This window comes from Microcoleus sp. T3_D1 (assembly GCF_036700405.1).
Classification (GTDB): Bacteria; Cyanobacteriota; Cyanobacteriia; order Cyanobacteriales; family Microcoleaceae; genus Microcoleus.
In genome coordinates, this window is the sequence record NZ_JAUBOV010000020.1 from 16395 (window position 1) to 29764 (window position 13370).

Annotated in this window: 12 protein-coding genes, 1 tRNA gene and 1 pseudogene; 3 read left to right on the forward strand and 11 right to left on the reverse strand. The window is 45.2% G+C overall.

The features are described from left to right. Positions 1–30: 30 nt before the first annotated feature. The 4 genes and pseudogenes from QT992_RS33585 to QT992_RS11495 form a co-directional block, all read right to left on the reverse strand. Entirely contained in the window at positions 31–213 is a 183-nt protein-coding gene (locus QT992_RS33585; RefSeq protein WP_445305794.1) for a hypothetical protein, read from the reverse strand. Next, positions 207–473 (reverse strand): annotated as a pseudogene (locus QT992_RS11485) (transposase); the annotation flags it as partial. The pseudogene QT992_RS11485 and the gene QT992_RS33585, both read right to left, overlap by 7 nt. A 42-nt stretch (positions 474–515) precedes the next feature. Then, positions 516–2426 carry an ABC transporter ATP-binding protein gene (locus tag QT992_RS11490; RefSeq protein ID WP_333377006.1) on the reverse strand — a complete coding sequence of 637 codons (1911 nt, stop codon included), beginning with the start codon at positions 2424–2426 and terminating at the stop codon, positions 516–518. Positions 2427–2934: 508 nt separating this feature from the next. After that, positions 2935–4152: an RNA-guided endonuclease TnpB family protein gene (locus tag QT992_RS11495; protein ID WP_333320563.1), complete on the reverse strand. Its 1218-nt coding sequence runs from the start codon at positions 4150–4152 to the stop codon at positions 2935–2937. 404 nt (positions 4153–4556) lie between these two features. On the opposite strand from QT992_RS11495, the gene QT992_RS11500 reads away from it, so the two are divergent. Then, positions 4557–4961, forward strand: coding sequence for a hypothetical protein (locus QT992_RS11500; protein WP_333282538.1), 405 nt, complete (start codon positions 4557–4559; stop codon positions 4959–4961). A 378-nt stretch (positions 4962–5339) separates the two neighbouring features. Here the strand turns inward: QT992_RS11500 and QT992_RS11505 are convergent. The 5 genes from QT992_RS11505 to QT992_RS11525 form a co-directional block, all read right to left on the reverse strand. After that, positions 5340–5413 (reverse strand) — tRNA-Pro (locus QT992_RS11505). 37 nt (positions 5414–5450) lie between these two features. Further along, positions 5451–5819 carry a DUF1818 family protein gene (locus QT992_RS11510; RefSeq protein ID WP_333320564.1) on the reverse strand — a complete coding sequence of 123 codons (369 nt, stop codon included), beginning with the start codon at positions 5817–5819 and terminating at the stop codon, positions 5451–5453. 141 nt (positions 5820–5960) lie between these two features. After that, on the reverse strand, positions 5961–6608 hold the full coding sequence (locus QT992_RS11515) for a hypothetical protein (protein ID WP_333340116.1): 648 nt from the start codon (positions 6606–6608) through the stop codon (positions 5961–5963). Between the two features lie 68 nt (positions 6609–6676). Next, positions 6677–7972: a transposase gene (locus tag QT992_RS11520; protein ID WP_333340119.1), complete on the reverse strand. Its 1296-nt coding sequence runs from the start codon at positions 7970–7972 to the stop codon at positions 6677–6679. Positions 7973–8277: 305 nt separating this feature from the next. Then, positions 8278–8514 carry a DNA-directed RNA polymerase subunit omega gene (locus QT992_RS11525; RefSeq protein ID WP_333320570.1) on the reverse strand — a complete coding sequence of 79 codons (237 nt, stop codon included), beginning with the start codon at positions 8512–8514 and terminating at the stop codon, positions 8278–8280. An 80-nt stretch (positions 8515–8594) separates the two neighbouring features. Between QT992_RS11525 and QT992_RS11530 the strand changes: the two genes are divergently transcribed. Then, positions 8595–9287, forward strand: a complete 693-nt coding sequence (locus QT992_RS11530; RefSeq protein ID WP_333320572.1) for a GDSL-type esterase/lipase family protein — start codon at positions 8595–8597, stop codon at positions 9285–9287. A gap of 106 nt (positions 9288–9393) precedes the next feature. On the opposite strand, the gene QT992_RS11535 is transcribed toward QT992_RS11530, so the two are convergent. Further along, the gene (locus QT992_RS11535; RefSeq protein WP_333340123.1) at positions 9394–11004 is read right to left on the reverse strand and encodes a hypothetical protein; all 1611 of its coding nucleotides are present in this window, start codon (positions 11002–11004) and stop codon (positions 9394–9396) included. Between the two features lie 365 nt (positions 11005–11369). Between QT992_RS11535 and QT992_RS11540 the strand changes: the two genes are divergently transcribed. After that, on the forward strand, positions 11370–12623 hold the full coding sequence (locus QT992_RS11540) for an S-layer homology domain-containing protein (protein WP_333340125.1): 1254 nt from the start codon (positions 11370–11372) through the stop codon (positions 12621–12623). A gap of 127 nt (positions 12624–12750) precedes the next feature. Here the strand turns inward: QT992_RS11540 and QT992_RS11545 are convergent, their stop codons facing one another. Next, the gene (locus QT992_RS11545) at positions 12751–13260 is read right to left on the reverse strand and encodes a pentapeptide repeat-containing protein (protein WP_333320578.1); all 510 of its coding nucleotides are present in this window, start codon (positions 13258–13260) and stop codon (positions 12751–12753) included. Positions 13261–13370: the final 110 nt, after the last annotated feature.

Sequence of the window (13370 nt, forward strand, 5' to 3'; positions counted from 1 at the left end):
TTCAACCAACCTTAAATATGAGGGAGCATCTCATCTTTGTAAAAACACTTCTTCTGGCTCCTTCCTTCTTCCTTCTGACTCTTTTCTCCTGGCTCCTGACTCCTGAGTCCTAACTCCAATTTCTAGCTGGGCTGCAAAAGTGAGATGCTCCCAAATATGAGTTTTTCCTGCTTCAATTTTAGTAAAACATAACTGTAGATTATGTTCTACCAAAAAACAGGCATTGTTTTCCCCGAACGGCATAAAAACAAACAAAAAACCCGGCGCCACCCGGTAGAAAGTTTCATTACTAAAAAAGTAATCGCAATGGCTGGAGAGCGAGGTATTTTCAAGTTTTGCCCTGACCAAATTCCGATCGAATCTTCGTTTACGCAAGCCCCAAATTTGCCCTCAATTGCATTTCTAATCCTCTCATCAGATGCGGCTTGCTTCTTTTTTTCTTTACTCACCTTAAAGATTTTGCAGGGGCTCCCATTTCGATCGGGGAAGTTTTCAGCATATTCTGCTTCAAACTCTTACTGTATGCAGGGTTGATCGCTAAACCCTATTGATTGTACTGGGTCGTAGCCAAACATTCGGTAATAGAACCCCTGCTGGGTAAGGAGTTCGGCGTGAGTACCAGATTCAACAATCTCGCCCGACTGCATCACAAAAATCCGATCGCAGTCTACCGCAGTTGTGAGTCGGTGCGTGACCAAGATGATGGTTCTCTTGCGGCGCAGACGTTGCAGAGTCTCTATTACCCACTGCTCGTGCTTCAAGTCCAGCGCATTCGTGGGTTCATCGAGGATGAGTATGGGAGCCTTAGTGACGATCGCCCGCGCGATAGCTAGCCGCTGTCGCTGTCCCCCCGATAGGTTTTGACCGCCCTCAGCGATCGAGGTATCATACTGCTCCGGCAAGGTTTCGATGAACTCGGCTGCCCCAGATTCAACCGCCGCCTCCCGGATATCGGAGAGCCTCGCATCCGGGCGACCGTAGGCGATATTTTCGGCGATCGTTCCGGGGAAAAGCGGGCTGCCTTGCGAGACGAGCGCCATGTGTTTGCGGACATCGGCAATCTTAAGGGTGCGGAGGTCAAAGCCGTCGAGGAGGACGCTGCCCGATGTTGGGTCGTAGAAGCGCGGCAAAAGATTGAGCAGCGTGCTCTTTCCCGTCCCGCTAGGGCCCAAAAACGCCACCATCTGACCGGGCTCGATACTAGCGCTGATGTTCCGTAAAACGGGTTGCCCGGAGTTGTACTCAAAGCTCACATCGGCAAATGCTAGCGTGCGGGGATAGACGGGAAGCGATTGCGCGTCAGGCGCGTCTTGTATGGCGGGCAGCTCGTCAATGACCGTAAAGACGCGATCGCATGAAGCTACAAATGTCTGGATCTTAGTAGTAAACCCCAACACCCAACCTATCGGGTCCCAGAACTGCCCCAGGTACGCCATGAATACGAGCAGATCGCCGATGGTCACGCCGCCGGACACCGGACGTAAGAACTGGTCGCGATAAACTAGGTATCCGCCGTAGCCTAAGATTACCCCGCTTCCCAGGGCAAAGACTACCTGAACCGCTAGCGGATAGAGGTTTTCTTGCCAATTGAGCCGCAGGGAGGCCTTGACGCTGCGTTCGACCGCCTGCCCGAAGCGCCGCGACTCCGTTGCTTCTCGACCGAAGGACTGGATTAGCCCGATCGACTCTATAGCTTGCTGCATGGTTGAGGTCATCACCGCATCGGTCTGCTTCGACTCCAATGCTCGACTCCTAATTCTTCCCTCGAAGTACCAATTCGCCAGTATTAGAAGCGGAGTGAACGAAAGTGCAAACACGGTAAGAAGGACGTGGCGCGACAGCATGATCCAGATCATCGCCGTCAGCGTCACCGATGCGGCAGTGGAACCAATGAGCGTATCGATTACCCCCCAAGGGCCGAGACTGTCGTAGCTCAACCGATAGATTGCGTCACCCTGGGATCTGGAGCCGTGCCAACCGAGACTCAGCGCTTGTAGTTTGTCGTAGAGTTCGGTACGAACGCGCAAGGTTCCGTTGTACTGGATGCGGTAGTTCAACATCCTACGGAGCATGAAGACGGTATCACTCAGGATTCTGATAATCATCGCTACGAACGCCATTCCGAAAATTCGGTTCAGCGTGCCTTCACCGAACGGGGCAAGAAACAGCGTATGAATCCAGTTGGATTTCGGAGTTGGTGACAAAACCGTATCGACTAGAATCGCGATCGGCCAGGCGTTGAGAAGGTTGAAAAGCACCGATGCTCCAATTAAAAGCAAGAGCGTGACGATGAGCCATAAGTCTTGGCGGAAGTAGGAAATAGAGCGCAGGACGATCCGCACCAACCAATGTTGGTTAATTAACGGCATCACCAATTTTGGTGAGTTCTTCTGGCTCTTCAAACGTGCTTTGAATTGAAAATTCATGGATGTGCTGGATGCCTCTAAGTAAGACAATGCACCAATTAGGAAGTTTCACCTCAGTCAGAGAAGCCAGAAATTAACTTTGGGTTTTCACCCCTGTTGTCAAGCAGGGCAGATGGAATGTGAGATTATTCGACTGGTGCAAGATGTAAGGTAGAGTTTCGTTGTTTAAGGGTAGCTAAATAGAAAGCGAGCTCGCGTATGCTTCCTGGTGTGATGCGTAAGCGTTGCTTTCCCGAAAGCAGTCACAAAGTTGAAATAGTCTCAACTTTTAGTGCGGAACTTTCCCCAAGTGGTCGATCGCATCCAAGCAAAAACCCCATCAGTCGGGCAATACGGCATTAGCCATCGCCCAATAGATGACTACAATATTAGGAAAAACCTTCAGTAAATCCAAAGTTCTCTAGGTTGCAAAGGAGCCGGCATCGTCAGTTGGTCGAAACTAACTGAAACCCGACGCAATTTAGGCTAGACTCGATTTTTAGCGATTGTCGATAAATTTGTTAGTGAACTACCTACACCAACCGCTACGCAGTATGGTGTGGGCTTCCAACTTCAACCGGAACAGCCGATAACACGGAAGATTCCTTCCAGCCTTTGGTCTTACATCCCGTCCATTGGCAGTAGCGCTAGTTCCTAACGCTAATACTCGCAAGCCTTCATCTCGAATGTTGATAGCCGCATTCACATCTCTGTCATGCTTTGTATTGCAACTGGAACAAGTCCAGCTACGCACTTCGAGAGACAGGCTACCCACTTGATTAAGGCAAACGTGACAAGTCTTACTCGATGAAAAAAAACGCCCAATTTCTAGGTAGGTTTTGCCGTCTCTTTCCGCCTTGTATTTCAGTTGTCTGGTGAACTCTGACCAACCGCAATCACTGATTGCTTTGGCTAAACAGTGATTCTTCACCATATTCTTGACTGCCAGATTCTCAACAACGATGACTTGGTTTTCGTTCACCAGTTTGCGAGAAAGTTTGTGCTGGAAGTCTTTACGAGAATTTGCAATTCTTTCATGCACCCGCGCTACGATGCGACGGGCTTTCTTTCGACGATTAGACCCCTTCTGCTTGCGAGATAGCTTCTGTTGCTTGCGCTTGAGGTTCTTAGCTCGTTTTTTCAAGGGCTTAGGGTTGTCAAACTTAGAGCCGTCAGACGTGATTGCAAAATGGGTAAGTCCGACATCGATACCAACCGCTTTTCCCTGTGAACTAATTTCAACATCAGGCAGTCCATCATCGAACAGCAGGGAAGCATAATACTTTCCCGCGTGATTCATGCTGACCGTGACGGTTTTAATTTTCCCTTCAAACTTGCGGTGAATCTTGGCAGAAACAACGCCTAGTTTACCGGGAAAGTTCAGATGACCATCATCCACAATCTGGACTTTTTGCGGGTACTGAATCGATTGTTTATCGTGCTTAGATTTGAATTTCGGAAATGATGCTCGTCCCTCAAAGAAGTTGATAAACGCTCTTGACAGGTTCAGGGAAACACTTTGCAGCACTTGACTGTAGGTTTCACCCAGCCATTCATATTCTTTCTTGAGTGCTGGTAAACGGCTGTTCATCCCAATCTGAGATAAGCCTTTACCCGTCTCTTTGTAGAGTTCGTTCGTTGCGTTCAGCGAATTATTCCAGTACCATCTTGCACAACCAAATGCTTGTAATAGCACTTGCTTCTGTTCGACGGTTGGATAAATTCTGACCTTGACAACGTTTTTCATGCTGTTATTTTAGCACAAATTCTATTTGTTGTAATTCCGTGTTGATATCTAAGAGATTGGATATTTCTTGCCTGTCCTGCTTGTTCTCTCTTTGGGGCGTCCCGACCACAAACTCTTCCCGGCAAAAAATATCCTTGGCTTTCATCCCGCCGCTAAGATGAGTACATCTATAGCGGGGGACTTCCCGCCGAGTCAGTTAACGTCCGAAAACTTTAAACTGGAAAACTCTCAGAAGTACATTTTGTTGAAGCTTTCCGTTTTGCGGGAGTGGATGCCTTAACCGGAACAACCACCGACCCCGAATTAGAAGCATTCAACCGCTCCTCATCCTCGAACAACGACGGACGGTAATCGTTGACACATATGCCCTTCTACGTAATAAGCTAACACACATAAAAACCGGTGTGCAAGCACCATTCGTTGTATCGCTCGCAACAACACCCACAGCATCACTAAGAGCGAAAATATCACCCACACCACCACCAGTGGAAGCTGCATTGCCCACGGCAACACCACCTCAGCCGGAAGCATCGGCACCCGAAACAGTTCCCATTCAATCAGAGGAGCCTAGCCTGATGAGCAAACTCCAAGCACCAGATAAAGAAGCGACGGTCAGGTTTACCGTGGATATGTCCGAAACTCTGCACCGTAAACTGTCGATGTTGACAGCAAAGACAAGGCGCAAGAAAGTGGATCAGAGTGCGGATGTTGTTAGAAGATGGGTTAAAAGAAGAGGCTTAGGGGTAAGGATTCTCTTGATATTATGCGATCGCTGTATTTGGAGGGTGGCGATCGCTTTTTCATGCTAGCGGGACTTATACCAACAAGTTTTAATCCTAACAAACCTTCAATTGGCTTTATATGCAGCTTGGACTGCTATATTTTGTTACAGCTAATCCACAAATCTATACGTAGCTGTAGGAAGTCGGCATCATAATTATTCAGAGATGTCAACTAAAATATTGTGAGTAACCATTTCGAGCGCCTCAAGATTAATGTTCAAAAATTACTTGTGACGGCAAAGTGGCTTGAAAACTTCTATATTTACTGAGCCTTTTGGCATATCGCAGATTTATCGCACTTTATGTCTGAGTATGTCAGATATTGTCACCCCTTATTGGGAATGACAATATGCTGCGAAATCTCCCAAAAATAATGGAATCCTTAGTGTATAAGGATTCCATCTATCGGAGCGGCGGGATTTGAACCCACGACCCCTACTACCCCAAAGTAGTGCGCTACCAAGCTGCGCTACGCCCCGACAGCTTTAACAGCTTAGCATAGAATTCCCAAAAAAGTCAAAAAACTTTTAAAACTTTTGCAGCCTGCACCAAACTCGGAACCGCAGCCGCCGGCCAACAACCCTCGCACCTCCTGCCAGCATTCAGGATCAACTGCACGCTGTAAGCTTCGGGATAGCCTTCCACCTGCACCCACAGCAAGTCGCTTTCGGCTTCAATGGCGATTTTTTCCTCGTCCATTAACTCAGAGGCCATTTGACTCATTGTGCCTGCTAATTGCCCCAACAATCGGCAAAAATCGTTCAACTCAGCCTCCGTGAGTTCGATCGCCCAACCGTCGCCAGCCACCAAACCCTGAAACTCCTGGGCCTCCGGGTTCCATCCCAAACGCCACCCAACACCCGTTTTAATTACACGTTCCACCATTGAGGGATTTTAGATTTTAGATTTTGGATTTTAGATTAGTAGGACTTACCCATAAATACGAAATCAAACGGGTTTTTTACCTGTGTTAAAGGCTCAAAAGCAATATTTCCGTAAAAAACCCGGTTTCTGCATTCCTGAGTATTACGGTGCCAGCAACTTCGCATCTCCTGGCTGCGGCTGCGGTATCTCCGGCGAATTCGATCGCCCTTGTGGTTTTTCCCCCGCCGCCGGTGTGCGCCCACCCCCGGAATTCTCCGTAAAAACATCAACCAAAGCTTGAACCAAAGCATCCCGCTGTGCTCTATTTAAACTTTGAATAGCAGCGCGATCCTGTTCCATTGGATTTGAGCGCAAAACGTCTTTTCCCGGATAAACGCTTTCCACCAAATAATCGGGAGTCGCCCCCAAATAGTCAGCTAAACTCAACTTCCAATCAAAGCGGTAATTGGGCGGCCGTCCTTTGACAAATACGTGATATCGAATCAACCGCCCGACTAAAGTATTGGTAGGATCGACTTTTCCAGTTTCCTTGGAAATGTAGTTATTTTCGATCGGGAAATCCGGCAATTTTTCGTACACCAATTTCCACGCATCTTGCACCCTCACTTGCGGTGGGGCAGATTGTTGAGCAACCCGCTGCACAGACGCCGACTCAGAACTCCGCAGCAGCGAAGGTTCCAAAGCCGACATACTCAGTTCCCCCGATTCCAATACCCAACTCAAAAGCGTGAAAATCGCCACACTCAAAGTAACAAACAGAAAACTTAAGCCCTGCTTTAATCTATTCACGGTTTTGACAAGAATTTCAAAAATAGAATAATTTCTTGACACTCCCCGGTCTAAAGACGCGGGGATTCTTAAGGACAAACTTTGGGGGATGAATCCCGCCAAAGTTTAATTCTTAAAGGGTTCGTCAGCAGCCCACTACCCACTCGCTTAATAATTAAGTCTGTGGCTACTTTTGATTTCCGAATGATGTTCCCTGCACCGTTAGTATCTGCCTTGAGCAATAATCCAGTGCTAGAACGGTACAATCCTCTTTTGATTCTTTTACCCGATGGCTGCCAATTGTCGGGTTTTTCACCGACTTTCACTGGCAGAAAATCTCGGTCTAAAAAACTCGATTTTGATGTGTAAGATTCATCTTGATCTACAAATCGCCATCCCATTAAGTCGCATTCTTGCTGCAATCTTTCCTTGACTTTAGCGGTAGGAATTTGAACAAAACTCTGATTGGTCTTACCTCCCATATTAACTTCTTGCTTTTGTCCTTTATTCCAGCCAAAAACTATGACGTTAATTTGGTTATTTTTGCAATAATTTACGATAGTGCTGACTGCTTTATTAACCGCATCTCTCATTCTGCGGGCGCGAGTTTCCGATAACTGTTGCAGTCTTTTTGACGAAAAGCCTTGAGGTAATTTATGTCGGGCGTGTTCAGATTGAAGAAAAGCTTTTCGTTTGTTAAACCATTGATTCCAAGACTTCAACTTATGACCATCAATAATGAAAGGGTTGGCATTGCTAGAGACACAGGTTAACCAATTGTTGATGCCATGATCGATGCCCAAAACTCCTGTTACTTCGAGACTGCACAGGCGAGCCTGTTCAGTTAGACTTTCGTGGACATACTCAATCCAGACCTGACCGTTTCTAGGGATCAGCCTAAGTTCTTTGAGCTGGCAATCTTTTAACCTTTCTGGCAATGGAACCCAGAGAGCATCTGTCCCAAAGTGTCCTTTCCCTTTGGTTCCCAGAGGTAGCCTCACTCGATTGCCAACTATTTTTAAGGCTTGCCCTGGATAGGAGACTTGGTACATAGCGCCTTTTGCTCTATATTTAGGCAGCCTCGGTTTTTGATTAATCTCTCCTTTTTTGGCTAACCTTTCCAAGGCTCGAAAAGAGCTAAAAGATTCGGCAACAGATTTAAGGGATTGTTGAGCTACCTGAGAATAAAGTAAACCGTAATTCTCGTTGGTTTTAGTGATTTTGTACAAGTCAAGATATTTGACAGCACTTTTATCCTTAAAGTATCGTTGGCGACTTTCGTAAGTGCCAACATTAAACAGATTGTTCGACCATCTGAGTAGTTGCTCAACAATGGTTTTGTGGAGTCCCTTTAAATGCCAAATATCTTTTTGTACTGCATACATTTGATTTCACCTCCTTTGATTTATTTTACCGCATCTGGCAATCTTGATAGTAGGCAGGATAAATCCTGCAACGCCCTTTCATCCCTGGGCTAAAGCCACAGGGTTTTCAGGGTATTCTTTATAATTTTAGGATTTACGCTCATCAACCCGGTTTATTAGAAAAATCAGAGGTTTCTTAACGAGGTAGCTAGGAATAAACCGGGTTTCTCGTCCCGCGCGCCCAAGTCTAGTTTGAAAAAGTTGTGAGTTTTGAGTTGACAAAAATTGCTGGCAATTCACCACTCAAAACCCAAAACTCCCGAAGTCTAGTACTTGTCTCCGATAATTTCCGGCTGAGTCAGTTCGTCCGACATCTCAAATATCGCCCGCATTACAGGTTTCATTTGATGGTCGTCCATATTGTCAAAATCTTCATAGCGACGGCGTTTGGCGCGGTTCGCCACCTGCACCGTAATCCGATAGCGGTTGGATGCACCGTTAATCAACTCTTCCGCGCGACGGGTTAGCTGAGTAGAATCGAAGGGTTGACGCTTATTAGCCATGAGACTACCTACTTTATGTAATGTTACATTCTAGTCTAGTATGTCAAGATTCATAATTTATTAACTGAGTATCATTGCTTATGCAGGTAGCAACAGCCTATTCCTTTGGTCACTTGCATCGGGGAAATTCTCATCCCCTCAAATTGGTTGCTTTCGGTGACAGCTTAATCTACGGTTTCGGCGACGGTGTAGGCGGGGGTTGGGTGGAAAGATTGCGGCGCCAGTGGATGTTACCGGAGAGTGCAGGACACGTTTTATACAATTTGGGCGTTCGGGGCGATCGGGCTTATCAAGTCTCCCAGCGGCTCGAAAACGAGTTTCGCCACCGTGGCGAGCTCAGAAACCGCGTCCCGGATGCGATTATTCTTTCCGTCGGCCTCAACGATGCGGCGAGAGTGCAGTCGCCTACCGGGCGCAGCTACACTGATTTTGAACATTTTAAAACAGTTTTGGATCATTTGTTAAACCTGTCCCAACAACTTTGTCCGGTGATATTTGTCGGGATGGTGCCGGTGGATGAAAGTAAAATGCCTTTTCAAGATTGTTTGTATTACAGTCATGCCGACCAATATCGGTATAAAGAGGCAACGAAATTAGCTTGTGAGTTGCGGGGAATTCCCTATTTAGATATTTTTGATAAATGGATAAATCGGGGCAGTGATTGGTGGCGATCGCGCTTGATTGCAGATGGGCTGCATCCCAATGCAGCGGGCTATCAATCTTTATTTGAAGATGTGACAAGTTGGGAGCCGCTAGCCTCTATTAGTCATTAGTTCAGTAGTCATTAGTCATTAGTCAGTAGTCAGCTAGGCTGTTGCGCCTTTAATGCAGCTTGTCTAAAAAACTGTGTAATTGATATTACTCTTTTTTTGCAAGCAGCTATGTGCGTATAGACTCTACTGTGAATGAGAACTTCAGCTTAGGGATTCCGCTTGCCTGTAATAAACTTGCGATCGTGTCTACACTTTCATCGTATGACATATTATCTTTAGAACCAAATGGAATATCTGCTTTCCATTTCCCATTTAAGGTGACAGTGAGTATAGCAGGTGCTATAAATCTTCTAGGCGATACATACGCTTTGCTTACATATCCTTCTTCTTCGTTCAGCTTTACTTTAGCAAAATCCGACAAGTAGGTTTCTAGCAGTAACCAAAACACTCTATCTACTGTGGCTACTAAATAAACCTCTTTGTAATGTTTATCCTGAGAGCTTTGACTCGTCGTTCCTTTGGCGCCATATATTATGTTGTTCATAGGAATAGTTCTATTCCCATTTTGAAAATTATTAATTTGGTTTCCTATAGGTTCTTTGAGATTACAAAAGAATGGCTTGATCAAGATAGTCATTCTTTTATCTCCGAGGTTGTCTACGTAATTATCGTCCTTTGGTATGGAGCCTAGATACTTGTTAACCTGATAACGATTTAAGTCAATCCCACGTTCCGTTAACAATGCCACGAGATATTGCTTCTTATTAGCAATGTTAGCTAGCCTTACAGGAAGACCAGTATTAGTATCCCGGAGAGTTATTGTATCTCTTGGCAATAATTGCAGCTTATTTAAATCGAGATCTTCTTTAAAAAGTAATTTAACTAAATCTTCTTTGTAAGGGTGTATTCGTTCTATAGCCTTGCGACGAAGTTGATTGTATGGAGCATCTTGGTAAGCATCATTAGCTAAAAATATCCCTTCAAGTCTCAGCCAGCACTTATTTTTTAGAAGGGCTAAAGAAGCTTCATCAACGGCCCGAATGTCTACATTTGCCACTTGAGTCAAATCGTAGCCTTGAATGTATTCTAATGCTTCTTTGTCTATTTGATATACTTCTATAGCGAAGCCATTAACCAATAACCTTGTCACAGATAATTCATAAATTCTTTGACCTTTACAAGGAAATTCCCAGTTGTTTGAATAATTACTGCGCTTTCTAAAAAGATTTTTGAAAAAACGTACTGCTGATTTCCAGTCCTTTCCTAATTCACTAACATTTATGCAAATATGTATCACCTTCAGAGGCAAAACACCTTTTTTTACTCTCCAACGATCTTGCCAATTAATAGAATCTTCGATAAATTTAATATCTTCTTTTCGGGCGGATTCTACACCTAGTACGAAACTATAAGGGGCAAGGCTAAATAACGTTTGCCGTAACAATGTCTCTGTGGGAGCTAATTTCTTAGCCTTGACTTTAGTTCCATTCAACTGCGGGCTGTACTGCTCAATCCGCTGCTGTTCGATAATATCAAGTAGCGATTCCGGCAATAATTCGTAGTAGATAGTAAACTGTTGTTTTCGTTGCTTTTGTAGTTGATATAGTCTGTGGTGACTATCACCTGTCCACCGGGTACGAAGATTCTTTGCTTTTCCGATGTACCAAATTATGGAGTTTTCATCTACAACGTAATATATTCCAGATTCTTCCGGCAGTAGTGTTCTGCTCTTTAAACTTATATGAGGTAATTGCAAGATATGTTCGTCTGCACTCATATTTTTGTTTTCTAGTGGATGCGATGTGTCTCTAGAGCTAATATTCTCATGTGGGCGAGCTAATGTCAAGGGAACTCGCAGTTCTTCTCAAACCGCTTTGTCCGTAAATCCTGTTAATTGCAGAAACCAGGTAGATAAGGGAGATAAGCAACATAAGGATTTTAAGGGATTTAAGCTTTGGAAAATTCCCCAATCATCATAAAAATATTTATTTTAAAAGACCGTATCTTCCCCACACTAAAAGTAAAAGCATTCAATAATGATTACATAAGTGAGGTAAACAGCAAGTTCGGCAGTAATTAATCAGCCTATCAAAAGCTTACTTTTCCTCAATAAAAAGCTTGTGTAAATTGGAGAATCAAAAAATGTCTGTATTACATCGCATTAAATCCGGTACATCTGTTTTATTAACCTTGGGTACCGTTGCCGGAACCGCAGCGCCGATGCTAGCTCCCGCCCCATCTTTTGCTCAGACAGCTTTTTCGGATGTTAATAATAACTACTGGGCAAAAGACTTTATCCAAGATTTGTCAGAAAGAGGCATTATCAAAGGATTTCCCGATGGCAGTTTCCGCCCGGATGCACTGGTAACGCGGGCTGAATTCGCGGCAATGGTGCGTTCTGTGAAAAAGGCAAAAACCCGCGCTGCTGTAAGGTTTGCCGATGTTCCGTCTAATTTTTGGGCAAGCGGGGCGATCGCAGAAGCTTACGAAATGGGATGGATGTCTGGCTATCCCGGCAATGTTTTCAGGCCGACACAGCAGATTCCTCGCGTTCAAGTTGTAGTCGCTTTAAATAACGGAATGGGCTATGAGCCTACGTGCGATTTTCAAGATGTTCTCAGCTATTATAATGATGCGGGTGAGATTCAAAGTTATGCTGTCAAAAGCGTTGCTGCTGCTACTGAAAAACAGTTGGTTGTCAGCTATCCCAATCCTAAATCTCTCAAACCGAACAAGTCAGCAACGCGAGCTGAAGTAGCTGCTTTTATCTATCAAACATTAGTGAGTACCAATCAAGCAAGAGCAATTAATTCTCCTTACATTGCTAAGATTGATGTTAGCGAATCTGTTGCTGTGCAAATTCCCAGGGGGGTGACTATCCCAATCGAGTATGCAAAAGGCAAGATTTTGCTCGGCCCCAATGACAAGTCTCCAATTACGCTGACTGTAGCTTCGGATATCACGGGTAATAATGGCCAAGTGGTGATACCGGAAGGCTCGAAAATTAGCGGCGAATTGCGATCGACTGCTTCGGGCGTTCAGTTTGTGGCTCAAGAATTAAGTATACTCAACGGGAGCAGAGTGCCTCTCAATGCCACTTCGCAACTGATTACTAGGAAAGAAACTGTTACCAAGGGCGTTAATGTTGGTAATCTGGTTAAGAATACGGCGTTGGGTGCAGCAGCAGCGGCGGCGATTGCAGGAGTTACGGGCGATCGGGCGATCGCGACTGAAGAGGTGCTGGGGGGCGCGGGAATCGGGACTTTGGTCGGGGTGTTTTTGGGTAGAGATAAAGTCGATTTGTATGCTGTTAATCCTGACACCGATTTAGATTTGCTGTTGAATTCCGATTTGGTAGTTGGTACTGCCAGCACAGGCATTTGTAGCGCTCGATAGAGCCGATACTGGGAAATGTTTTCAAACCCCTCCCCTTGCTGGAGAGGGGCTTTAATTTGTGTATTTTACCTCCCTACAGGTGCATCTAATCAAACAATTACTCAGGACTTTTTTAAATTGTAAATTCCTACCGACATCCCAAACTTTCGCGGGTAGAAACTCCCGTCACGGGATTGACACCATCTGCTTTCTCGCACAGGAGAGTAACTTGATAAGCGTCGATAATCGCGTCAGTAAAATCAGCGCCGGAAATTGCAGCATCAAAAAACCGAGTTCGAGTCATAATTGCCTCGGAAAAATTAGCATTAGTCAAATTAGCACCGTCGAATGTAACTCTATCTGCCAAAGCACCGGAGAGGTTGGCACCTGACAAATTCGCATTCAGCAAAACTCCCTTAGTCAAAATCGCATTAGTTAAATCAGCACCTTGAAAATTTGTTCCCCGCATTTCAGCAGCGACAAATGTCCCGCCCGCTAAATCCGAGTTGGAAAAATCGCGATCGGACAAATTAATGTTTGTGTAATTAATATTTGTTTTCGGCAGGGCAAATGCCGGAGTAGCACTCAGCAGCACCCACCCCAAAGCCAACACTAAACTTAAAATCAGGCTCAGGAAAATTCGGAAAACACTTTTCATGATGATGGGAATGGGGAATTGGGCATAGTTGACTGTTGACTGTTGACTGTTGACTGTTAACTGTTAACTGTTGACTGTTAACTGTTAACTGTTGACTGCTGACTAATGAC